A 24,733-nucleotide genomic window follows, 5' to 3' on the forward strand; every position below is an offset into this window, starting at 1 on the left:
ACCATCTTTCTTCAATAGCTATGTCCTGCTAATAAGATTATTACCACGAGGTTGTATTAATGACATTTTTAAAGTACTCGCTATTCTTTGTCTTTCATCATATTTTACATAATTATTGTATAAGTATGATTTAACACGTGCTTTTAGTATTCTTAATGCCACAGGATTATTCTCAAACTCTTTATATAATAATTTTAACTCGGGTATTGATAATTTCCCATAGCACGTCTTTATTGAAAATGATATTAATTTCGCAGCAGGAGTATTCAATTCATTTGCTACATCATCAAAAATAGGTTTAAGATCTCTATTCCCTACTGAATTGATCACCTTTGAGAAGATACCCAAGCAAAAATTAAAAGACATTAGTTGAAAGAATAAATTTATTCTTTCAGCAATTTCTGATTTAGAATCATCCTTTTCAACTTTACTCTGAATAGAAATAGTCAATTCTTCTTTAGTGCTTTTGATTATTTTCCCCAAAAAACCGATAGTTCTAAAAGCAGTTAGATACAACTCCTTTATCATTTCATGTAACTTTTGTTTTGAAATAGAACCTTTCCTATTTTTAATAATTTGTCCTACAATTTCCAATGATCTGACTGCTTGATAGAAAGATATTATTTCAGAAGGCATATTTTGATAATCTTCTTCGTAAGTATTATCTTTCATCTGCAATTCTAACTTATCCCTACTTTCTAAGCTTTTCTCACGTTCCTGTATAGGATCTGTATTAGATCGGATAATATCATCTTTAAATTCCTGAATAATATCTTTTATTAATTCATTAAATGAACCATTCCTTTCAAGGGTTATAGGCTCAATATCATCAAATGGAATCATTGATGCTAATATTGTTTCATCTATTAAAAATGGATCTTTTGAATGATGTGCAACAAAAATCAGAATATTAGCATATTTATCAACCTGTATATTTTTACATAAATATTGTATTATTTGCCTTCCTTTTTCTTCTGTTAATATTGTTGCAATCTTTTGGGCAATAAGAAAATAGAAAATATAATTATAGCCAAAATGAAACCATTCATCTTCATCATAGACAAGAAGACCGGATCCTAATAGTTTATCCCTCACTTCAATAAAAGAAGGTGCTATATAATTAGCTGAATAATTTTTATGAAACTCTTGAAATTCAATATCAGACAACGTTTTTTTCTTTTTATCAAACAAAGAAAATGCTAATTCTGACAAATAATTTATATAAGTATCAATATCTTCATTTTTGATTTTAGCCTTTGCCGCTAAAGCGAAATGTATCAAAGACTGATAGCAATATCCATATGAAGTTTGTTCATAATTGTTAGGTTTTACTAAATTCATTGATTGAAGAATGGATAATACAAATATAGGATAGGAAGGTATTAATTTATCTCCCAAAAAAGTTTGAACTTGTTCATATGAATCTTTTGTTTTTTCTAAAAAAATCTGTTCTGTAATACTATATGGATTTTCCTCATTTAAACGATGGTAATTTTCTATTAATTTATTTCTTTTCTTGTGACCAAGAGGTAGTATCTTACCACAAAAAACATCTTTAGTTGTAGATTCTAAAACAGAAATAATATTATATATAGAAGAAGTTGTAATGATAATTCTCGAAAAACGATTCTCGAGCTTTTTTAATAATTCTAAGATTGATTTATTATTCAACTCTGCCGAATTAAGATTATCTATAAACAATATCTTACATTCGTTAGAATATTGATTATATTCTTCAAATGATTTATTTTCATATTGTTCTATAAAGGCTTTTTCTAAAGGTTTATCTATTTCCATCTTCTTAAAGCATTTCCCATTAATCAACAATGGAAATTTTTGATGTAAAATAGAGTCAAGATACATCATATTAATCAAGCTGGATTTACCAGATTGATTTTCTCCTTCAAGCAATACTACTTTGTAATTTGAACTCTCTATAAAAATAGAACTATCAACATAATTCTCATATAATTCTTTCTTTAAATCATTGGTTTTCTCAATGTCAGGGTATATAAATATATCTTTCAATTTGATTTTTTTATCATCATTGAAAAATAAAGGCAGTTTCATATCATTCAAAGAAGACAAGAAGGTCTGATTTGAATGAAAATCAAGATTGTTATGTCCTATTTCTTTTAGTGAAAACTCTTGTTCTTTCTGTTGTGAGTAGATAGTTCCATTCCAATGAAATGGATAATTAAATCCAATCCTATTTTCTGTGTTTATGATGAACACTTGAAAACCTGAATGAACTTTTTTTGCTTGATTCATTTGTAATGCCTCTCCTGCAAAAATATAGCACTCCTTATGTGTGTTTAAGTCCGTATGAATCATTCCTTGCCTTTCATGTTCATGTCCATAAATAACTACATCAGAAAAGCTATTGATCAGTTCGGAAAATTCATGCTTATTATTTTCTTCTGTATTAGGATTTAACCAAGATGAATGATGATGAAAAACTGATATATTTATTGTTGCTTTTGTATTAATAGTTTCTTCTATATTTTTTATAGGATAGAAAAGACTACCAACATTTTCATTAATAGAAGACATCCAAGCTGTATTAAAAGAATGAAAAATAACAACCTCTTTTTGTATATCATCTATATATTCCTTGTAAATACATGGTTTGGTTTCTTTCCCATTAATCGAATTTTCAAAATTCCAAAAAGGTTCTTGCACGATAAGACATTGTTCTATAACACTATTATCATCACCGATATAATCATAATTCATATTTTTTATAGCATTTTTCCTTGCCTGCCTATCCATATTGAAATTACAATCATGATTTCCGGGAGTAAAAATTATTTGTTCATAGACCTTATCTTTATACAATGTTTTAAGTAAACTTCTTATTGAATTCAAAAACTTTGAAGCCAAAATATATTCTTCTTCACTACCAGAGTAAACAACATCACCTGTAAACACTATATATATGCGATCACATTCTTCATATATCGTTTTGACGGAAGCAACAAGGGATGAAAACTCACTCAAAATCCAATCAGTGGCACTCTTTATGTGAGAATCTGTAAAGTGTAATATTCCTAATTTCATAAATGATAGTTTTTGCAAAGATAAAAAAACGCCCAGTTTTTACGCCACAAAACTGGAATATTTTTAGGTGCACACATAAAAAATGATACTCCTCCGAACCGCTGTCCTTTGGAGTATCACCATTCGAACAAGAAAAGAAACTTCATCCTGTTTCACAACTGTATGAAGCCATTGCTATGACAAACACCAATACGCAGTTTGGGATTTCCTGCCTCACGGCAGTAGTTTCACCGGTACAAAGCAAAAACATGGACTTATTCTTTCGGCAGCGGATAGCTCTCGGACAGCTTGTCCTCACGTGCCTGCCGTTTTATCTCGTTCTCGTCGAAGTTGTTGCGGATGAACTCGTGCAAGTCCGACTCCTTGTAATACGTCTTGTGATATATCGAATAGAACTTCAACACCCCGTTATTCCGGTATCGTTGCAGTGTGCGTTTGCTGATGCGCAGCAACAGGCATACTTCCTGATTGTCGTACAGACGCTCTCCGTTCAGGTAGTTCAGGTGCTTTTCCCTCGTTTCCGCCTTGTCCAGTTTCCGGGAGATGCGGTACAGCTCACCCATGATACGTTCCATCCATGCTTCAAATTCCGTTTTATCTACTAACATACGCTTCCCTCCTTAAAAGTTCCCGATAACATAATAGCTCTGGTTATCGGATGATTTCAGAATGATTTCTTTCTCACGCATGAACTTGATGTAGCTTTTCGCCGTGCGCTCCTTCACCTCCAGTATCGACTGGATTTCTTCCGCAAGCTCCACGTAAGTAACGAACCGCTTCCGGCTGAATACCTCTTTGGCCACCGCTACAAGCTCGTCCTCTTTGCGCTTGTCCTTTTCCTCTTTCGGCTTTTCGCCCAGATAGACGTGCATGGCCTTTTCCTTATCCCACGAAAACTGCATGATAGGCACGTCCAGCGGACTTCCATCCCTTACTTTCAGAGCCTTCACCATCGATACGGCCGGATCGCTGTCCTTCTCTATGGAAAGGATCGCCGCAGCCTTCCGCTGCAACTCGCTTCCCAAGTGTCCCCTCAGCTTCAGCCCGTTGGGGATAAAATGCAGTACTGTAACGATACACGTCTTGTAGATACCGGCCAGCCGGTACAGTTCTTCCACGACGGCTATGCTCTCCGCTTCATCGTTGGCGCATTTTATCAAATCCGCAATCCCGTCTATCACCACCAGATGAACACCCCCATATTGATAATGGTATTTGTCCAAGCTCTGGATTATGGAAAACAGGCGTTCTTTCCGGCTCATTCCCGTAAGGCAATACGCCTTGAACCATTCCGGCATCGCCTCACGTCCGCATCGCCGCAGTAGGTTGCTGATATTCTTATACAGCTGTACTTCACTCTGCTCCGTGTCATAGAACAGGACCGCCTTGTTCCGGCTGTTTTCGTGGAGCGTAACACCCAGCGCATCCACATCCGTTCCGGAGAGACGGATAGCACCGGCAATCAACGCCGCCACATAGTTACTTTTTCCCGTGCCTTCTCCGCCGGTGACACAAAGCAGGTTGCCTTGACTTCCGAGAGGCACGTCATTTACCGATACGATCATCTGTGCAATGGGAGGCGGGTTGTTGAAATCCACCTCGCAGGATTTCAATGCCGACATGGTTTCACTGTATAAGGTTTCCAGATAGTCCAGAAAAAGTTTTATCAAATCCTCACGGCTGTTTCCCAGCATAAAGTAGTCCGAGACATCCTTCTCCGTCTTTGTACCGGCAAGCGGGAGCAACAACCGTTTAACCCCGTATTCTTTCAGTTCCTCTTCACGCTTCGCCGAGCTTTTCAGCCCGGTACTGTCCACATCATAGAGGAGGATGATATGTTTGAACCGGAACGAAAGCCGGTGTATGACAGCCGCAGGGATAAAAGCCGTTTCCGAATTGAAACAGATCGCATGGAAGCCGTGTGCCGCCAGGCTCATCACGTCCTTTTCTCCGCCTGTGATAAAGAGCAGATCACCTTTTGCCGGCAGTTGTTCCAGCCCGAAACAGTAGTTGTCGCCAAAATCACCGGCGTACAGGAACCGCATTTGTGAACATGGACGGTAAACCTTGATATGCTGTTTACCCATATATCCGAACATCGGTTCATCGACGCTTGTCATACAGGAAAAAGGCTTTCTTTCCTGGTTCTCACTGCTGAACTTCTTTAGCGATACCGTCCGGTACGCTTTCAGAATATTCTCCCCGATACCCGATTTACCCCAGAAAGCAAGTTCCGCAGCCGTAAAGGGCTTTTGCACGACAGTATAAGGCCGGACACTTTTCGCTTTCGGCTCTTCCGATACCACTTCACTCTTTTGTGGTACTTTGCTATGGCTCACATGATATTCCTCATGTGCGGACAGCCCCAAATGCAGGTCACGGTTTATTATTTCCATGATCTCGACAAACTCTTTAGGCTCCTTGCAGTTAAGGCCGTTCAGCCTGCCCACCAGTTCAAAGCAGTCCCCCGAATAATCCTCATTCCCGAAATCTTTCATTTTAAACACTCCGGCCTTACGTTCGTAATAAATATTGCAAGAAGCCTCCGTATCCTTATAAAAAGGGTTCAGGAAGTTCTTTCCCACCTTGAAGTCCACCGACAGGTAATAGCGGAATACAGAAATACCCTTTTCCGTCATTTTCAGTATATCATCCTTTCTTATCATTGCCGGTTCTCGTTAGGTAGTTCTTGCGAAAATCCTCCAATGTTTGAGGTTTGCACCGAATGGTACGCTCTTCCAGACAGCGTTCGACTTCCGACAGCTTGTACATACACCGTCCACGCAGCATGGAGTAGCTGATCAGGTTTTCATCCCTCAGGCGTTGCAATGTACGTGTACTGATCCCCAACGCTTCCGCCAGTTGGTTGCTGTCCAGCCAAGCCTCCTTTTTTTCTTCCGAAGGCAACTGCGCTGCGGCTACATACTCTGCGATTTTTTCAATCTTCCCTACAAGCGCTTTATACGCTTCACTTTCAAATGTAATAACTTCCATAACAAACTTAATTTTCAATGTTTGCTGCAAAAGAATAACAATAAAAGGCAGCGCATGGGATACTATACGTGTACTACACCATGATTTTTTCGGTTCAGCGAAAAAGGAGGGGAACCGCTTCACATAAACGGCGGTATTGAGGCGGACGGCAAGGCTGTAGGACTGATGCAACATCCGCCCGGTGCAAGGGGCAAACCTATCCATATATATAGGTTCGCCCCTTGCACTGGGGATCTTTTTTAAAGATTTAATAATCAAATGTTTGGAAAATAAAAAGTAATCTTCTATCTTTGCGGCATCAGAGAACGGCTGACAAACGAATGCCTCTCACTGACAACAAGCGTTCCTATAAATCGTTACTAATTCGTTACGGTACAATTTTTCAAGGTTTACAAGAGCTTATAAATCAAAGATATAGACCGCTACGGTGAAAGCCCCAGGCGGATCACTGAAAAACAAGTCAAAACAAGACTTAAAGAAGACAACTCCTACAATATCAAGGTATTGCAGGAGTTTTTTCTTTGTATAATGTCCGTGACCAAAGACACCAAAAGGTCACGAAAAGACACACTTCTATGACCAATTCGTGACCAATACAAAAGCATAGAAAAATAGGTCACGGAATGTCCCAAAATGGCTAACCTCTGTCCATATTTGTCTACCCTGCAAATATCTCATTTACAATCAATAAAATTAATTTTGCAACCAAAAAAAATGAGATTATGAGGACTACTTTCAAGCTCCTATTTTTCGTTAAGCGAAATGCAGCGAAGAAAAACGGTAATGCGCCAATTATCGCGCGTATCACCATCGACCAAATTGTGTCGCAGTTCAACACACAAATGGAAATAAACCCTGCCAACTGGAATGTCAGTACAGGAAAGGCTTCCGGCAGAAGTGCCGAAGCCGCAAGTATCAATTCAATGTTAGACAGTATCCGCAGTACAGTACACCAACATTACCATGCTCTATTGGAGCAAGACGGTTATGTGACCTCTGAACGGGTAAAAAAGGCCTTTTTAGGTAAGATTGAACGGGGTAAAACATTAATTGAGTTCTTTGAGATGCACAACGAGCAATATCTTCAAAAGGTAAAAATGAACACTACCGACAAAACCTACTCACGCTATGAACTGACAAAGAAACGTCTTATCGAGTTCATGAAGTTTAAGTATTCGGTTTCGGATATGCTTATCAAAGAGATAAATGTCGTGTTCATTGATAATTTCCTGTTGTACATCAAAAACTATCATGGATGCAGCCACAACACAGCGATGAAGTTTATACAGCGTTTCCGCACGATTATAAACTTTGCCAAGAACACAGGGTTGGTTACTGCTGATCCCTTCGGGAATTATAGGGTTAAGTTTGAGCAAACCGACAGGGATTATCTGACGATGGAAGAGATAACCACCATCTACAACAAGAAGTTTGCTTCTAAAAGGTTGGAACAGGTACGGGATTTATTTGTTTTCAGTTGCTATACGGCTCTCTCGTACATTGATGTATGCGAACTTACCCAAGAAAACATTCGCACTGCATTTGATGGCAATCTTTGGATTATGACCAAACGCCACAAAACCAATGTTGCATCTAACATTCGATTGCTTGATGTACCCAAAGCTATTCTTGAAAAGTATAAAGACCAGTTACCAAACGGGATGATTTTGCCAATTATAAGCAATCAAAAAGTCAATGAGTACTTGAAAGAAATTGCGTCTATTTGCTCTATAAATAAGAGCCTTACATTTCATGTTGCACGTCATTCGTGTGCGACTTCGGTACTGATAACCAATGGAGTACCGATTGAAACGGTATCTAAAATCTTAGGGCATACCAATATTAGAACTACTCAAATCTATGCACGAATTGCTGATGTAAAGGTCAGCAATGATATGGAATTATTGGTGCGTAAATTAGATATGGCTAAATGAATTTCAGGTGACTGAAATTGGTTATCGTCAGATAACAGCAAGGTGTGTTCAGAGTAACAAGAAATATGATTGTAATCTATTGAATAATAGATTTTTGAAGAAGAAGAGCCTAACAATGGGTAACGATGTAGAAACGAGCGAACTTCTTTAGTCTGCTGTATTTTTCCATTGCCTCAAATAACTCTATTGCGAATATAAAGAATATCTAAATATTAAAAGAGCCATTCATTCTTTTTTTTCAGAAAAACACTAAAATATATCACGATTAAAAGAAAAATCACTATTTTAGCGCAGTAAATCAATACTTTCTATATGTAGATACGCGGATATTCTATCCATACAAACTTTTAGTTGTAGCAGAAAACCTTTCTGTTACGTGTTTGCGTATCATTTCCTAACGTATTTTGAATATCATTTTTAGCCCGAAGAAGGTGCGTGAATTTCTATGTTTGTAGCGGATAATTGTGTTTTCTTATCCCGTTATGGGATTTTTGTAATAACAAATATTCAAAAGAAAAATGAGAATTATCAACAAGAAACCAGTTCTATTTGAAAAATCCAATCATAATATTTGGACTGATCCTTATATTCAACAGCAAATATTAAAAAAACATCTCGATTTTCAGTCTGATGAAGCTAGTCGAAGGCAAGAATCTGTTTTAAAGATAGCGAATTTTATTCTCAAACATTCAAAGCCTGAAAGCCATTTACTTGATTTAGGATGTGGTCCGGGATTATACACATCGCTTTTTGCAGATGAAAATTATATTGTAACAGGCATTGACTTTAATAAGGCTTCGATAGAGTATGCTATAGAAAAACGGAAAGGAATTAAATACATTCTGAATGATTATATTAATAATTACCCCAATGGTAAGTATGATACTATAACTATGATTTATTGTGACATGGGAACCCATTCGGATAGTGACCGTGACCGATTATTAAATAGTATATATTGTTCGCTGGCTGATGGTGGAGCTTTTATTTTTGATATTTTCTCAGAAGGGATTATTAATGATAGGCAGGAAGATAGAAGTTGGGAATATGCACCTCATGGTGGTTTTTGGGATGAAAGTGAATATCTACTTTTAAGCCAAACATTTCATTATCCAAAGAATAAAGTATTTGCATATCAACATAACTTGATACTCGAAAGAACAATCAAACATTTTATTATTTGGGAAAGGTATTATTCGGAGAAAGAAATAACAGACATATTACGAAAGGTAGGATTTCGCAAAATATCAATTTATAAAGATTTAGTCGGCAAGAACAATTTCACGTCAAGTAGTGAAATTTTCATAGTTGCAAAAAAGTGAAAGGTATGATTGCAAATGTAACATAACTATTTCAAGAGTAAATGAAACGTTTCTTAGAAACAAAGTTATTCAACCTACTCTCTTGTTCTGTCAATGGCAAAGAGATTGATTATATAGAATTATCAGTAGCTTATGATGATTTTGTACAACAACTTCTTATGTTTTGCCAAGAGGAGCAGAATATTATATTATTATGTTTTACCATAAATTATACAATAGCAGAGATGAAAGAATTGAATATGCGGATAGAGGTTAAAAATGACAATTATTCGCTTGAAATCCGATTGTTATTGCAAAAAATATTGGGATTATTAGATTCTACTTTTAGGGTGGTACAATTCCGTATAGATAACCCCGATTTATTCCCGATAAACATAGAGGATAGTTTTGAACCTGATGTCTATTTAGCCAATGATATTGATATGATTGATATAATGGAATTGATATGTGGTTTGTTTTATTCACACGCTGTTAGGAACAAGATTGGAAATCCTGTGAATTTTTCTGAATTAACACGAGTGTTTGAAAAAGGAATGAATTTTAAATTTGCAGATATATACAAGAAAAGGGATGATGTTTTTAAGCGTAAAGCTACAAAACTAACAGAGTTTCTAAATGAATTAATTATCGCCATCAAGATAGAAAGAAAAAATAGAGGATATATGTAAATCAGCGAGTTATCAACTATTTATAGGGGAGTAGATAATCTACTCCCCTAACTTGTTTACATCCATTTGCCGAACTTTGCTTCATCAATCGATTGAAAACAATAATGTTAAACTAAAAATTGAAGCAAAATGTATGTAGATAACGAAAACTTCGATAAGTGGATGGAACGACTATCAAAGAAACTCAATGAGATAGGTCAGAATCTGCAATCTCTTATCAATACTGATAATGTGTTAGATGAAAACGACCGACTATTGGATAATCAAGATTTAGCTTTCCTGTTGAAAGTATCTTTCCGAACCCTGCAACGCTATCGGGCAAGTGGCAAACTTCCTTACTTCACGATAAGTCATAAGACTTATTACCGTTCAGCCGACATTCGTGCATTTGTACAAGAAAATGCAGATAGCAAGACCTATGAACGGTTCAAAAAGGAAAATCAACTTGATAAGCAAATCGAAGTAAAACAAGGTGGGTAATATTAACGCCCGATGAAGTGCTACCATTCCCCATTTAGCAGAAATCGCCTCGCCCTGTGGCTCGGCTCGTTTCGCTAAATGAAGCAAGAGGGAACTGGACAAGTCCTGTTCTTCCCTCTTGCCCTGCGGGGCAAAGCCTTAGGCTTTAATGGGTTACATTCGTAACCATTTATAACAGTGATTATAAGTGAAAAATCTATTCTGCTTATAATCAACTGAATGAATATCACATTCTTTATAAAAAAGTTATAATCATGGATAAGACCAATAATATACCCACACTTACCACCATCGGAATAGACCGACAAACGAGTAAGTTAATAGATAAGCTCTGTAAACGCTATTCGCTGAAAAAAGGGGAAATAGTCCGGTTGGCATTTGTCTATATTGATAAAGCATGTATCAACCCATCGGAAGCACCGGAATCCGTAAAATCGGAACTGGCGAAGATAAACAAACGGCAAGACGATATTATCCGCTTCATCCGTCACTACGAGGAAGAACAACTGAATCCCATGATACGAACTGCCAATTCTATTGCGGTTCGGTTTGATACCATCGGCAAAACATTAGAAACACTTATTCTTTCGTGGCTGGAAACCAATCAGGGAAAACAAACAGCCGTATTGCAAAAAGTAAGTGAACAGTTTAGCAAGCACGCTGACGTAATCAACCAGCAAGGGAAGCAACTAAACGCACTCTATCAGATACACCAACGAGATTATAAGAAGCTACTAAATCTAATACAACTCTATTCGGAGTTATCCGCTTGTGGAGTAATGGATAGTAAACGGAAAGAGAACCTAAAGGCAGAGATTATCAATCTGATAAACACATAGAGCTATGCACATAGATTTTGCTTCACCATCAAGCGGAACATACAACAATGCAGGAAGTAGCCAGCAATTAACTTCATACATGGAACATGAAGATTTGGAACGTATGGAGAAAGGAATCTATACCGATGGCTTTTTCAACCTGACGGATGATAATATCTACAAATCAAAGGTTATTAAGGATATAGATACTAATATCGGGCAACTGCTGAAAACGGATGCAAAGTTTTTCGCTATCCATGTCAGCCCATCGGAAAGTGAACTTCGGGCAATGGGAAACACCGAGCAGGAGAAAGCCGAAGCAATGAAACGGTATATTCGGGAAGTCTTTATTCCTGAATACGCCAAGAACTTCAACAAAGGACTATCCGAAGCGGATATAAAGTTTTACGGGAAGATACATTTTGACCGTAGCCGTTCCGACAGCGAACTGAATATGCACTGCCATTTGATTGTTAGCCGGAAAGACCAAGCTAATAAAAAGAAGCTATCTCCACTAACCAACCACAAGAACACCAAGAACGGGGTAATCCAAGGTGGTTTTGACCGTGTGAACCTGTTCCAGCAGGCAGAGCAAGGATTTGATAAACTGTTCGGCTATAACCGCCAATTATCAGAATCATTTGAGTATGCCAATACCATGAAGAACGGTTCTGTTTCCAAGCAGATTGAATTACAGGAACAGGATTTGAAAGAACCAAAACAATATTTCACTGGCGAAAATAAAAAAGAAGTATTCCAATCCGGTGAAAAAGAAAACAATGTTCCTTGCAATATTGATAGCAAGCGAAATGAGAATCACTCTTTTAATCAGGGAGATAATAAAAGCGGTGATTCTCTGTTATCTATCTTTTCATTGGGAGATGGCAGCAACTACGATGCAACATTAGCGGAAGAATTACAGGCACAGAAACGTAAGAAGAAAAAGAAGAAAGGAATAAGAAGATGATTGAAAACGAAGAACTAAGAGCCGATATAGACCGCTACTTAATGGAACATTTCAAGTATCGAAAATCACTCGTTTGCCTGACGGTGGATAATATAATCGCCTCCCGAAGAAATAGCCGGATAGATTTGTATTTGCGTATCAGGAGGATAGAAAGCCGATTTCCACCTGATTGCCTGATTATCGCCCGATTGGGTTTCATTAAAGAGCGGATAGGACACGGAACACACTTTCTTAGGTTTTTGACCGGAGTAGCCCGGAAATATGGTTTCAATTATATCGGCATTGAGTGTGCCAACATCAAAAGCAGTGCATTTGCCAGAAAATTAGGCTTTTATTCCATAGATGGCGAGAACTACGCAATAGCGGTAACCAATCTAATATCTTATTTTTCAATGGAATAATCTTAATTAATCCTTTCTTTATCTGAACACAAAGATATATTCCAAGAATAAAACGGCAACACCGAGCCGCAAGCGGTTTTTGTAAATTTCTTCCTTTTTCGTCCCGAAAAAGAGTAAATTTACAAAAAGTGTTGCCTTATTTATTCTTTCCATATATGGAATGTTTATCAGAGAAAAAAAGGAAAAAATATATTGGTTGTGAGATGCTTACTTTGTCAATTCATATTTACCCTCAATCCGTTCCGCAAGGTTTGTCATATCCTCATTAATTTTGGTACGAGTTATGTCCGCATAGATTTGAGTAGTGGAAATACTTTGATGTCCCAATGTCTGACTAATCGTTTCTATCGGAACACCCATTGAAAGGCAGAGGGTCGCATAGCTATGTCTTGCCATGTGATAGGTCAGCCGTTTGTCAATATTGGCGGCTTTAGCTATCTTTTTCAACTGAATATCAGCATTTCCGAGTGTGCGTAACCTGAACACCTTTCCATCAAGACCGGCAAAAGCCGTATTCCGGTATTTCTCAATAAGCCGTAACGGAATATCAAGTAGGGGAATATAAGAAGTAGTTCCGGTCTTTTGCCGATTTAAGACAATCCACTGTTTGCCATCTTCTTGCCATACAATATTATCATGCCGTAAGTTCTTTAAATCCACGTAAGCAAGCCCCGTAAAGGTCGAAAATAAAAACATGTCACGGACAAAATTGGCACTCTCATGTTTCATGTCTATCTGCATCAACCGTTCTATCTCATCCATCGAGAGCCATTTCCGGGTAATGGTTATCCGCTGCGGACGATAGCCAAAGAACGGGTCTTGATGCATCAAACCTTTGTTTAAGGCTCGCATTACAACTTTGCGTAATGGCTTTATGGTATTGTTGGTTGAATTCGGGTTAAATTGTAGATTGATTTTCAGATAGTAAACATACGATTCTATAAAATCGAAATCAACTTGGGTAAACGGAATATCCGTTACCCCGTATTTGTATTGTACAAACTCTTTTAAATGCCGATAAGCACGGTTAAGATGCGTATAGGTAGTTTGGACTATCAAAACGCCAACAGACTGCCGTTTTTCTTCTACTAAGGCTGCAAACTCCTGTATCAGAGTATTTTGCCTAATACCTATTCCTTTGATAGCATTTTTCAGAATTTCAGCAGTAATATAACTCTTGCTGTCCAGTAAGGTTTTATAATAGCGGATAAGTTCAGCCCGATAGTTTTCTATCTGCCTGTTGATGTTTGTTTCTTCCTTTGACTTGCCTGTGGCTATTCCCTGTTTGGCATCCCAATATTCAGGAGACAGTTCTAATCCCGTACTGAAAGCCGAGCTTTTACCATCCACACTGATACGCCCCATGATAGGGCAATTACCTGATTTTTTCCGTTTACTGGTATTCAGGTAAAAGAGTATAGCGAAAGTGCTTCTATTGTTTTGCATAATATTTTTAGTTTGGATTATTAAAAGTTGAATTTAGTGGCAAGACGTGCGGATAGTTGCTGCATATCATTGCCTATTTTCTCATTGTTAAGACGTGCGTAACGTTGGGTAGTCTGAATATGTTTGTGCCCCAACATCCGGCTGACACTCTCAATCGGAACACCTTGTGAAAGGCAGATTTGGCTTGCGAAGGTGTACCTTGCCATGTGATACGATAATACCCGATTAATACCACAGTTTCTTGCAATGCGCTTTAAACCGACATTCACCTGTCCTAAACTCATAGACGGAAATACTTTACCATCGGGGGCAAGCCCTTTGTAATACTCCATGATTTGGATAGGGATATTCAATAGCTTTACATTAAATTCCGTCTGCGATTTTTGCCTGTTGGCTGAAATCCACAAACTACCGTCATCTTCGGTGATAATATCTTTCCAAGAAAGTTTATGCAGGTCTGCATAAGCCAAGCCGGTAAAGGTCGAAAACAAAAACATATCACGGATAAACCGTTGTGTACCTGATTTAAGGGGAGTTTTCATAAGCAAGTCCAGTTCGTCATTGGTGAGTGATTTATTTTTAAGCTCTGTCTTTTCCAATTCAAAACCGTCAAAAGGTGGACGGGTGATAATTCTCCGATGCAACGCCAAATGTATAACCTTGTTTAACAGAACTATCCTTGCCTTGACGGTTCTCGGCTTCATCTTTCGTTTTACCCGGAAAAAGAAATTCAATGCTTCAATGAAAGGTAAATCCAACTCGGTCAGGGGAATATCCTCTACATGGTATTCTTCCCGAAGAAATTGTTTAAGCTGTTTGTAAAGGACTTCATATTGCTTGTAGGTGGATTGCGCCCTGTCAATGCCGATTCTCCCTTTGAAGTCTTCCATCATTTCACCGAATAGGACAAGCAATGTTTTTTGTGCGATAGCAATTCCCTGAAAGGCGTTCTTCACTTCAATAGCGGTTACTTTTCCGGTTCGCTTTAGAATGTCCTTGTAGTGCGCATGTATGGAGAGATTAATTTTATTAATCTCTCTGTTGATTTCAACGGCAACACGGCTTTTGCCGATTGCCCGACCTGATTTTACACCCCAAAGCCTTTCTTCGATTTTTAGCTTTGAGCCGAATTGTGCAATGGTGTTACCGATAATGATTTTCCCGACAATCGGAAAAACGGCATCGGGATTCGTTTCTGTTCTCTCTGTGTTCCCCTCTCGTTTGAGGTAAAACGACACTTTCAGTTCGTTGTCCATAACGCTCACATTTTTAGTTCGTAAAATTACTTTCAATATGAGTTATCTGAACAATGTAAACCGCAGACAAACAGTGCTATATCCAGACGTTTAACGTCATTGGATTGCCGTGTTTTTCGCCTTTCGGAATGGGTAACGGTTTAGAAACGGAAAGTCTGCTTAAATCTGCTTTTTCCTGCTATTTCGCCACCGGACACCATAAGACACTGAAAGACATACATTTCTATTTATCAATCAATTACCCTTATTTTCTCTCTTTCTCCTTTTGCACTACTTGTTTTCAAAGCTGCTGAGATTTATCCCAGCAGCTCTGAACTCTTTTAGAAAAGCACTCCAAAGTCGTGTTTCCAATGAAAGAAAAATTACTCAAACAAACATCTTTTTCGCTCGTCGGGACGGGTGGTCCCGCCCCTTGCCGCTGGGCGTTCCCCGACCGATGAGTTTTTTAGTGTAGTATTGAAATATTGTTTTCTTGAAATATTGATAGCTTGATTTCCTGACAACTTGTTTTCTTGATTGCAAGATGTCAAGATTGCAAGGCTGTATAAAAGCAGGACTGAAAAACAGACAGGTAGGCAGACATCATTCTATCTTTCGTGTATAGACAAGAAATATTTTCTCTTTTCAAAAGCCCAAGTAGTTTATGAGGACTTGCGAAAAGAGAAAATAATTAGTTGAACCTTACAAGGAGGTTAATTATCGCTTTCGTCCATCTTCCGAAGGAGTTTTTCTATTAAGCTGTTAAGGAAGGCTGTTCTATCCCTTTTGCGCTCCCTGATGGTGAGATAAGTACGGTAGTAATCACCTAAGTCTATTTTGAAAGATGCTTCTATATAGGTCATTATTTCCTTTATATCGGCATTTCCATTGTTCAGCACTCCGGCTGCATATATGGCATACCCCAATTCAATGGCAGCAATCTTTGTGCCTGTCCATCGAAATGGATTATCAAGAAGAGAAGCTCGACTAGTTTCTACTACTTCTATCCTTTCTACGTCTTGTAATCGCTGTTGCAGATAAATTTCCAGCATATCATAAGCCAACATCTTAGCTACTCTATGGTCACAACAGGTAGAAAACAAAGGATCTTTATCCAACAACCCACAATTATGGCACAACTTGTAGTTCTCATGTCCTCTAAAGAAATAGTATCGGTCTAAATGTGTCGCTTTGGAGCGATAATACTGGTAAAAATCAAGGTTATTATTACAGAAGTCTACGATTGCTGCCTGCTTCTTCTTGTAATGCTCCTTAACTACTTCTTTATTACCATTGGGTTTTCTTAATTCAAGCGTATAAATATCATTGTAATATATCAGCTTACTTAGAATTAATGGTTTGCTATTTTTAAAGAAGTCTATCTCTTCCTCATTATCCTGAAAGTTATATTTGTGTATATACTCTCTTAGTTCTTCAAACAATGGTCTGATGAAGTTTATCATATGCAAAGCTTTATCAGAAGACACATCACTATCCACACAAAAGACTTCTATCTCTGCACTAATTTTAGATATTATTCCATCAGAAAATTATTTCATCTTTTTGCGTATTAGATTCACGTAAATAATCACTTAAGAATTCTTTTAAAGACTGAATAGAATAAAATACCCTGTTTGGATTTCTTTCTTCCAAACCAACAGCTATCTTATCAGAAGTAGCCCATGCTGCAGATAAACAACACACACTATTTTTAACACATGCAGAAATATCAGAAACTGCATCACCTATATAGAGCATCTCGCAAGGCTGTAATTTATACTTATACAACAAATGCCTAATAGCCTCAGATTTCGTATTTCTTTGAGGATTTCCTGTTAGTATTTGGTCGAAGCAGTTCTCCATACCAAATTTTCTTAGCGTAATATCACAGCTTCTTTCTCCTTTACCTGTAATCAGAGCAATAAAAATAGCTTTTGATTTCAAATCCTCTATTAAATCCCTAATGCCACTAAAAGGCTGTGAGCAGATTTCATGTATCTTGCTATAAATAGTATAAAAGTCTTTGAGGGCACTTTCCCAACTTTCACTATCCACCAATTGTTTTATCATGCCTTCCTCATTCAGACCAAAAGTCTGTTCAACTTCAGTATCCGACAACTCACGCATAATATAAGGTTCTACAGCTTCCTTGCAAGCCTGTATACACATAGGAACTGTATTACCTATTGTACCATCCAAATCAAATGCTATTAATCGAATCATCATGTTACTTTTCATTGACTGCACGTATCACTTTACAAGGATTTCCTACTGCTAAACTATTGGCTGGAATATTCTTTGTGACTACACTTCCTGCACCAATAACGCTTCCCCTACCGATAGTCACACCTGGCAAAATAATAACTCCGCCACCAATCCAACAGCCATCCTCTATTGTCACAGGGAGAGCATAAGTATGACGGATGTATTCAAAACCATCCTCTGTTTCGGAAGGAGTTAGGCGCTCATTCAATTCAACAGGATGGGTTGCCGTATAAATTCGTACATCAGGAGCAATTAGCACATTGTTGCCAATAGTAATCTTGTTACAATCAATAAATGTACATCGCACATTAACACTCACGTTATTCCCTATATGAATATTGCGGCCATAGTCACAAATAAAAGAAAATCCAACAGACACCTTAGTGCCAATACTACCAAACAACTCCTGTAGTATTGCATACTTATCTTCTTTTCTTTCGTAAGGTAGGGAGTTATACTTCATCAATAAACGATGTGACTTTTCCTTAAATTCAAGGAAGACCGGATCATGACAATCATACCATTCACCTGCCAAGCATTTTTCCAATTCTGTTTTCATGGGCACCTATTTTCAATTTATAAAAATGTAACGATTTCATCAACAGGCTTTCTGGTAGAAGACAGTTTAGGCAATTCATCCACATATCCTATTGATACAATGGCAACAGGATATTTTTCAAGAGATAACTGGAAATGAGATTTAAGCATTTCTACATCAAAGTTACACACCCAACAACTACCTAAACCAAGAGCTGTTGCAGCTAAACAAATATGTTCGGTTGCAATAGCGGCATCAATATCTGCATGATTCTTATTGTCTGACTTGCGTACCCATGCGGCAGAGCTATCTGCACATACAACAATGTAAACCGGGGCACAGGCAAACCATTCTCTATTGTAGCATTGTTGCACTTTCAAACGTTGTTCTTTACTCTTCACTATCAAAAAGTGCCACGGCTGATAATTAACGGCAGAAGGAGCAAAACGAGCACACTCTACAATCTTATTTAGTTTCTCTTGCTCTACTGCATCCGATTTATAACTTCTTGCAGAAAAGCGTTTTTTAATCAGTTCTAAAAACTCCATAATGTTATTGGTTTTATTATTCGGAGCAAAATTATACCATTTCCAGCACTATTATTAGGTATCATTTTGCGTTTTATCAGTATCTTTGCGTTTTACAAGTCTATATTTAAAATATGAGAAGAGAAAACTTACACCAGCCGTTTGAAATTAGTTTCAACGAGCTTGACGAGTCTCTGTTAAAAGAACATGACCACACTTTTTTTGAGTTAGTGTATGTTTTAACAGGAACAGGTATACAATGGATAAATAATAATAAGTTTGCTTATCATGACGGACACCTCTTCATGATCACTCCCGGAGACACCCATTCATTTGAAATTCATACAACAACAAAATTTATCAATATCAAATTTAACGACATATATATACACTCTGCTGTTTTTGGAGCAGATAATATAAAACGCTTAGAATTTATATTGCAACATGCTAATCATCAACCGGGATGTATTCTAAGAAATAAAACGGATAAATTGTTGGTAAAGCCAATGATTGAAGCTATTATTCGAGAATATGTAAATAGAAACATATACAGTAAGGAAATTATAACCCAATTGATTAATACCATAATTATTGTAGTCGCCCGTAATATTACCATGTTCTTACCTGAACAGGTAGATGAATGTACGGAAGAAAAGTCTTTAGATATTTTGCAATACATTCAGTCCAATATTTATCAGTCTGATAAAATTAAAACAAAAACAATAAGCCAGCATTTTGGTATCTCACCCAGCTATCTCGGGCGATACTTTAAGAAACATACTAATGAAACGATGCAGCAATATATATTAAATTACAAGATGAAATTAGTTGAAAATAGACTGCTACACAGTGAAATGAGAATTAGTGAGATTGTTTCAGAACTGGGGTTTACTGACGAAAGCCATTTAAACAAGCTGTTTAAGAAATATAGAGGATGTACCCCTACTCGCTTTAGAAAAGACGCTACTCTTTCTAAATGATAGAATCCAAATCCAAGAAAAAAGCAGTTATATGCGAATGTGTCTTAGAGAACATAGCCAATATAAATAGATTACAGACAGAATCTCGCTAAAAGAATGTATTTCAAAAACATACTATCATAAATTTATTTACTTTTGCAAAAAACATAGTTATATGCAAGATTATCCTATAAGCTCAATAGATAGCGAATATATAGAGTGGCTAAAAGCCATCAAGCAGCAAATTCGTTCTACCAAAATACGAATGATAAAAACAGCCAATACAGAGTTGATACACTTTTATTGGCAGTTGGGGCAAATGATCTCTCAAAAGCTGAAAGAACAGAATTGGGGTGACAAAGTAATAAATAAGCTTTCAGTAGACTTACGCAATGAATTTCCTGATATGCAAGGTTTTTCTCGTCAGAACCTATACTACAGTAAGAACTTCTATGAGTTCTACGCAGAGAAAATACACTTTTCATCCAATAATGTAATTGTCCCCCAGATTGAGGGACAATTACAAGTAGCTGATAACTATAGAATTATCTTCAATATACCTTGGGGACATCAAAAAGTGATAATTAGCAAAGCACAAAATATAGAAGAAGCATTATTTTATGCGCACCAAATCCTATCTAACGGTTGGAGTAGAAGCGTTTTAGAGAATCAGTTGAAGCAAAAATTCTATGAGCATTACGGACAAGGACAAACAAACTTCTCGCAGACCTTACCAGCCTTAACAGCAGATATGGCGCAGGAAGTAGTAAAAGACCCATATTGGTTTGATTTCGTGTCTGTATCTCAAAAAGCGCGGGAGCGAGATATAGAAAAGCAGCTTGTCATGCACATAACCCAGTTTCTTCTCGAACTGGGTAAAGGCTTTGCATTTGTAGGGGAGCAATACTGTTTGAGTCTGAACAATAAAGAATATTTTTGCGACCTATTGTTCTATCATATCCCGTTACGAGCTTATGTAGTTATAGAATTGAAGAATGGCAATTTCAAGCCGGAACATTTGGGACAGTTAAACTTCTATCAGAACCTAATCAATAACACACTAAGAGGAGAATATGACAATCCCACTATAGGAATGTTACTTTGCCGAGATAAAGATAGGATTGAAGTAGAATATGCATTGCAGAATATATCTTCACCGATTGGGGTTAGTGAGTTTAATGTAAAGGAGCTACTTCCTGATAATCTGAAAAGCAAATTGCCAACAATTGAAGAAGTTGAAGAAGAGCTAAATAAATTTGTAGAATAAGTTTAGACGTCATGATTAACAAGGAGAAATTATTTACTCAGATTCAGAATATTATAAATGCCAATCCCGTTATCGTTTTAGGTTCGGGAGCATCTATTTCATACAACATATCAAGTATGTGGGATTTAGCATTAGAACTCAAAACTTTTTTCAAAGCTAATCCATATTCTAATGAAGAATCTCAAGATTGTATCAATAAATTCATTGATAACTTAAATGCAGGTTTAGGCTTAGAAGAAGCTCTATTAAAAATCAAGGTTACAATGGAAGTTGAGCTAAAAATAGTAGAACTTGTTTGGAACAAAATAGTAAAGCAGGACAAGGAAATATATGAAAAAGTGAAGCAAGGCGAAGAAATAAATTTAGTATCTTTGTTTAATCACATTATATATGGTAGAGATTCTGCTATCCTTAATATTGTGTCTACCAATTATGATAAAATAGCGGAATATGCCGCCTCGCAAACTGATGCATTCTTAAATACAGGATTTTCACACAACCTAAGAGGTGTCTTTTTTACTGATCTGAACCCTAAGCTATATGCTAAATTGAAGCCTTATACAGGATGTATAAATATCTGGAAGGTACATGGATCATTAGATTGGTTTTATAGAAATGAAGATATTTTCTGTTTCCCTAATACCTATGATATACCTTTAGGATGTACACCATGCATTATTACACCTGGTACTAATAAGTATGAAAAGACTCAGAATGACCCTCATAGAAGCCTATTATCCATCGTTGATAATATATTTAATGAAGCTAGTGGCTTCTTATGTATTGGATATGGCTTTAATGATAGTCATGTACATCCTAAATTGATTAACCACTCAAAGAAAAAAAGAGTGCCAATACTTATAGTTACTAAAAAAGCAACAGATTCAATAAAAGAGTCAGTAATGAAGCAATGTAGCAATTATATTATTATTGAAGATGATAATCATAATGGTACTAATTTTTGGATATCTAATGAACCTGATGCTTTAAACATCCCAAATGAAATATATTGGACAACAGAAGGTTTGTGCAAAATAATTTAAAAACAACAATACGATGAAAGAGAAAACAATATTTAGTTATAATAAGAATGAAGCTATTGCTCTCATTAATAGTGTCGATACAGGTACTGCTACCGCTGTTGTTGAAAATGACAATAATTTGTCTACATTACAAATTAACCAACTAATAGCTATAGAAAGTCCTTTTTCAAGCCGTAACATAGTTGGAATGATTGTGAAAATTGCTAGAAAATCATCAACTAACAATGATGATGAAATGGAAGAATTTACTCCAGTAAACACAATCAAAATAGTATTTGTAGGCGAACTTCATGATAGACTTGGGACATTCTCTAATGTATTCAAACGTAATGTTACAGCATTACCTTACATCGATGCTAAGTGTTATAAAATCGATGGTGAAAAGTTATCCGAATTAATGAAAACAATTTCTGCCGAGATCGAAAAAGGAATTAACCCGTTAAACCTTGGAAAATATTCTATGGATGAAAACTCTGTAGCTTACCTTGATGGAGATAAATTTTTTCAAAGGCATGCGGCTATTGTTGGTTCTACAGGAAGTGGAAAATCATATTGTGTAGCAAAATTGGTTGAGCAAATATCTGATTTAGAAATGGCGAATGCAATATTATTTGATATACATGGAGAATATTCAAGTGAAAGTTTTTTAAAGTCTGGAATTAAGCAATACAAAATAGCCTCTCCAAATGACTTAATATCAAAAGAAAAATTATCAAATAATATTTTAATGGTTCCTTACTGGTTACTGAACTACGAAGAAATGCAAGCGTTACTTTTAGATCGTAGCGATATGAATGCTCCCAACCAAGCCATGCTTTTATCTAAACAAATTCTAACTCATAAAGAGAGTAACGTTGAGGGGACAATATATGCAAAACAAATAACATTAGATAGTCCTGTTCCATATGATTTGAAGGAAGTATTGCAAAAACTTCAAGAATTAGATGAAGAAAAAGTAGAAGGAAGTAGAGGAGAAAAAGCAGGTCCATACAATGGAAAACTAACAAGGTTTAATCAAAGATTGGCTAATAAATTAGAGGATAAACGATTGGGATTTATGTTTTCTCTAACATCTGAAGAAATGGATGTAGATTGGTTAAAGAATTTTTGCACAAAATTAATGGGAACGGATGATGGTACTGGGAAGGGAGTGAAAGTTATAGACTTTTCCGAGGTTCCCTCTGATATTTTACCTTTGGTTATTGGTTTAATGACAAGAATAATATTCTCTGTCCAGCAGTGGAGCGACAAAAGTTCCCGACATCCTGTTGCATTGTTATGCGATGAAGCTCACCTCTATGTTCAGCAATTAGATCATAGTGATTCAGTAGCTGAAATTGGATTAAAAAGTTTTGAACGCATAGCTAAAGAGGGAAGAAAATATGGAGTTGGGCTTGTCATCATTAGTCAAAGACCATCAGAAGTAAATCGAACTGTCCTAAGTCAATGTAATAACTTTATCAGTCTTCGGCTAACAAATGTAGAAGATCAAAGCGTAATAAAAAGACTATTACCAGATAATCTAGGTAACATTGCAGATAACTTATCATTGCTAGATATTGCAGAAGCCATTATTGTTGGTGATGCTACTCTACTCCCTTCTAGAATCAGAATTGATGAACCCTCTATTAAACCATCTAGCCAAACGATCAAATTTTGGCAGATATGGGGACAAACTGAAGGTTCTCAAAATCTATTATCTGCCATAGATAATATGATAAAACAATATAAAGCAGAATAAACTAATCTCTAAGGTTTTTCTAGGACAAGTGAATTTTAGGTGCAAGGTGCAAGCATATATGTATATATAGCTTGCACCTTGCACCTAAGTTGAAATATTAATAATCAAAGACTTGCATAATTTCAAAAGAATGTATACTTTTGAACCCAAGATATAAGCAGACAGACACCGGACAGAAGTGGACTATTTTTAAGGACTAAAACGTGACTGATGCAAAGCTTATAATTCCGAAAGCATTGATTTTTAGTAAGCATCCGATAAAGTACCCGTTTTCTCTGTCATATTTTCATTGCACCTTTGCCTTTGCAATATTGCATGAACTTCTAACATATTTTCATTATGACACAAGAACAATTTACCTCTTTACAGGAACTGCATCGTTTAAGCGGTCTGAGTCTTCTGAAATTTCTGCAACGTGAACATGTCAGTTACTCCACGTACAATTATTGGAAACGTAAATCTTCCAGTGTTCCCGATCACGAAACATCTGCTCCCCAATCATTCCTAGCTCCCATCAGCCTCAAGTCCCCCTGTATTGCTTCCTCCTCTTCCGTTTCCGGAATGACTCTGTTTTTCCTAATGGCGTCCGTGCCCATTTGGGTGCCGGTATGGAAGAGACCGCTTCCCGTTTGATTAACCAATACGCTTGTTGCCATGTTCTGCCTGAATGATACGATGCGGTATTTTCTCTGCCCCGGCAGGACTGATATGCGCAAAGGGATCAGTTCCCTCTGCGGTGTGGTACACGAGCGTATGGGCTGCAGTGTCAGGAACGGTGATGTATTCATCTTCATTGGCAGCAGCCGTAAGTTGATGAAGCTTCTCCATGCCGAGGATAGCGGTCTGGTGATGTACGTCAAGCGCCTTGAGGCCGGTCACTTCAAGGTTCCCGCATATGATGAGAAGTCACGCAGCTATCCGATGGAATGGCGCGATCTTGTCATTATGGTGGAAGGAATCCGGGAATCTCCCGGGCAGCGTTTGAGACGTCTGAGGGCGGAACGAAATGTATATACCGTATAAAAATAGATGTCGTATTTTTTGTCTGTCCGGGATATATTTTGTACA

The 24,733-nt window shown here is 37.0% G+C and carries 24 protein-coding genes; 13 read left to right on the plus strand and 11 right to left on the minus strand.

What is annotated here, in order from left to right; genetic code table 11:
- Positions 1–18: 18 nt before the first annotated feature.
- The 4 genes from VCM39_RS11535 to VCM39_RS11550 all read right to left on the minus strand — a co-directional run bounded on the left by VCM39_RS11535 (position 19) and on the right by VCM39_RS11550 (position 6,054).
- Positions 19–3,060, minus strand: a complete 3,042-nt coding sequence (locus tag VCM39_RS11535) for a metallophosphoesterase (protein ID WP_055299759.1) — start codon at positions 3,058–3,060, stop codon at positions 19–21.
- Positions 3,061–3,314: 254 nt separating this feature from the next.
- Positions 3,315–3,668 carry a helix-turn-helix domain-containing protein gene (locus tag VCM39_RS11540; RefSeq protein WP_005643639.1) on the minus strand — a complete coding sequence of 118 codons (354 nt, stop codon included), beginning with the start codon at positions 3,666–3,668 and terminating at the stop codon, positions 3,315–3,317.
- A 12-nt stretch (positions 3,669–3,680) separates the two neighbouring features.
- The gene (locus tag VCM39_RS11545) at positions 3,681–5,726 is read right to left on the minus strand and encodes a bifunctional DNA primase/helicase (RefSeq protein ID WP_149922529.1); all 2,046 of its coding nucleotides are present in this window, start codon (positions 5,724–5,726) and stop codon (positions 3,681–3,683) included.
- Entirely contained in the window at positions 5,710–6,054 is a 345-nt protein-coding gene (locus VCM39_RS11550) for a helix-turn-helix domain-containing protein (RefSeq protein WP_014298752.1), read from the minus strand. Before VCM39_RS11550 ends, VCM39_RS11545 begins: the two co-directional genes overlap by 17 nt.
- Before the next feature lie 722 nt (positions 6,055–6,776).
- Between VCM39_RS11550 and VCM39_RS11555 the strand changes: the two genes are divergently transcribed.
- The 7 genes from VCM39_RS11555 to VCM39_RS11585 all read left to right on the plus strand — a co-directional run bounded on the left by VCM39_RS11555 (position 6,777) and on the right by VCM39_RS11585 (position 12,644).
- Positions 6,777–7,988, plus strand: a complete 1,212-nt coding sequence (locus VCM39_RS11555) for a site-specific integrase (RefSeq protein ID WP_289292070.1) — start codon at positions 6,777–6,779, stop codon at positions 7,986–7,988.
- 518 nt (positions 7,989–8,506) lie between these two features.
- On the plus strand, positions 8,507–9,310 hold the full coding sequence (locus tag VCM39_RS11560; RefSeq protein ID WP_195473179.1) for a class I SAM-dependent methyltransferase: 804 nt from the start codon (positions 8,507–8,509) through the stop codon (positions 9,308–9,310).
- 41 nt (positions 9,311–9,351) lie between these two features.
- Complete coding sequence (locus VCM39_RS11565; protein ID WP_195473181.1) at positions 9,352–9,978, plus strand: hypothetical protein; 627 nt, start codon at positions 9,352–9,354, stop codon at positions 9,976–9,978.
- Positions 9,979–10,107: 129 nt separating this feature from the next.
- A complete protein-coding gene (locus tag VCM39_RS11570; protein WP_195473182.1) occupies positions 10,108–10,458 on the plus strand; it encodes a helix-turn-helix domain-containing protein in 351 nt (116 codons plus the stop codon).
- Positions 10,459–10,712: 254 nt separating this feature from the next.
- Complete coding sequence (locus VCM39_RS11575; RefSeq protein WP_195473183.1) at positions 10,713–11,297, plus strand: BfmA/BtgA family mobilization protein; 585 nt, start codon at positions 10,713–10,715, stop codon at positions 11,295–11,297.
- A 4-nt stretch (positions 11,298–11,301) separates the two neighbouring features.
- Positions 11,302–12,243: a DUF5712 family protein gene (locus VCM39_RS11580; RefSeq protein WP_195473184.1), complete on the plus strand. Its 942-nt coding sequence runs from the start codon at positions 11,302–11,304 to the stop codon at positions 12,241–12,243.
- Entirely contained in the window at positions 12,240–12,644 is a 405-nt protein-coding gene (locus VCM39_RS11585) for a GNAT family N-acetyltransferase (RefSeq protein ID WP_195473185.1), read from the plus strand. Before VCM39_RS11580 ends, VCM39_RS11585 begins: the two co-directional genes overlap by 4 nt.
- 207 nt (positions 12,645–12,851) lie before the next feature.
- Here VCM39_RS11585 and VCM39_RS11590 read toward each other — a convergent pair whose 3' ends face one another.
- The 6 genes from VCM39_RS11590 to VCM39_RS11615 all read right to left on the minus strand — a co-directional run bounded on the left by VCM39_RS11590 (position 12,852) and on the right by VCM39_RS11615 (position 18,676).
- Positions 12,852–14,090 (minus strand): site-specific integrase, encoded by a 1,239-nt coding sequence (locus VCM39_RS11590; RefSeq protein WP_322932642.1) that lies wholly within the window; start codon positions 14,088–14,090, stop codon positions 12,852–12,854.
- Positions 14,091–14,110: 20 nt separating this feature from the next.
- Positions 14,111–15,346: a site-specific integrase gene (locus VCM39_RS11595; protein ID WP_322932641.1), complete on the minus strand. Its 1,236-nt coding sequence runs from the start codon at positions 15,344–15,346 to the stop codon at positions 14,111–14,113.
- A 692-nt stretch (positions 15,347–16,038) separates the two neighbouring features.
- Entirely contained in the window at positions 16,039–16,788 is a 750-nt protein-coding gene (locus VCM39_RS11600; protein ID WP_322932640.1) for an RteC domain-containing protein, read from the minus strand.
- Positions 16,789–16,867: 79 nt separating this feature from the next.
- Positions 16,868–17,548, minus strand: a complete 681-nt coding sequence (locus tag VCM39_RS11605; protein ID WP_323673968.1) for an HAD family hydrolase — start codon at positions 17,546–17,548, stop codon at positions 16,868–16,870.
- Positions 17,549–17,552: 4 nt separating this feature from the next.
- Positions 17,553–18,149 carry a sugar O-acetyltransferase gene (locus VCM39_RS11610; RefSeq protein ID WP_322932638.1) on the minus strand — a complete coding sequence of 199 codons (597 nt, stop codon included), beginning with the start codon at positions 18,147–18,149 and terminating at the stop codon, positions 17,553–17,555.
- A 17-nt stretch (positions 18,150–18,166) separates the two neighbouring features.
- Entirely contained in the window at positions 18,167–18,676 is a 510-nt protein-coding gene (locus VCM39_RS11615; protein ID WP_221650056.1) for a nitroreductase family protein, read from the minus strand.
- A 113-nt stretch (positions 18,677–18,789) separates the two neighbouring features.
- On the opposite strand from VCM39_RS11615, the gene VCM39_RS11620 reads away from it, so the two are divergent.
- The 5 genes from VCM39_RS11620 (at position 18,790) to tnpA (ending at position 24,298) form a co-directional block, all read left to right on the plus strand.
- Positions 18,790–19,635 carry an AraC family transcriptional regulator gene (locus tag VCM39_RS11620; protein ID WP_289292074.1) on the plus strand — a complete coding sequence of 282 codons (846 nt, stop codon included), beginning with the start codon at positions 18,790–18,792 and terminating at the stop codon, positions 19,633–19,635.
- Between the two features lie 154 nt (positions 19,636–19,789).
- Complete coding sequence (locus VCM39_RS11625; protein ID WP_289292076.1) at positions 19,790–20,881, plus strand: PDDEXK nuclease domain-containing protein; 1,092 nt, start codon at positions 19,790–19,792, stop codon at positions 20,879–20,881.
- Positions 20,882–20,892: 11 nt separating this feature from the next.
- Positions 20,893–21,924: an SIR2 family protein gene (locus tag VCM39_RS11630; protein ID WP_289292078.1), complete on the plus strand. Its 1,032-nt coding sequence runs from the start codon at positions 20,893–20,895 to the stop codon at positions 21,922–21,924.
- 13 nt (positions 21,925–21,937) lie between these two features.
- Positions 21,938–23,665 carry an ATP-binding protein gene (locus tag VCM39_RS11635; RefSeq protein WP_289292080.1) on the plus strand — a complete coding sequence of 576 codons (1,728 nt, stop codon included), beginning with the start codon at positions 21,938–21,940 and terminating at the stop codon, positions 23,663–23,665.
- Between the two features lie 339 nt (positions 23,666–24,004).
- The gene (gene tnpA / locus VCM39_RS11640) at positions 24,005–24,298 is read left to right on the plus strand and encodes an IS66 family insertion sequence element accessory protein TnpA (protein ID WP_407934694.1); all 294 of its coding nucleotides are present in this window, start codon (positions 24,005–24,007) and stop codon (positions 24,296–24,298) included.
- Here the strand turns inward: tnpA and VCM39_RS11645 are convergent, their stop codons facing one another.
- Positions 24,299–24,493, minus strand: a complete 195-nt coding sequence (locus VCM39_RS11645; protein ID WP_289292211.1) for a hypothetical protein — start codon at positions 24,491–24,493, stop codon at positions 24,299–24,301.
- Between VCM39_RS11645 and tnpB the strand changes: the two genes are divergently transcribed.
- On the plus strand, positions 24,404–24,688 hold the full coding sequence (tnpB, locus tag VCM39_RS11650) for an IS66 family insertion sequence element accessory protein TnpB (RefSeq protein WP_289292205.1): 285 nt from the start codon (positions 24,404–24,406) through the stop codon (positions 24,686–24,688). The two genes, VCM39_RS11645 and tnpB, sit on opposite strands and share 90 nt — an antisense overlap.
- Positions 24,689–24,733: the final 45 nt, after the last annotated feature.

This window comes from Bacteroides mucinivorans, from assembly GCF_034654355.2.
Taxonomy (GTDB): Bacteria; Bacteroidota; Bacteroidia; order Bacteroidales; family Bacteroidaceae; genus Bacteroides; species Bacteroides nordii.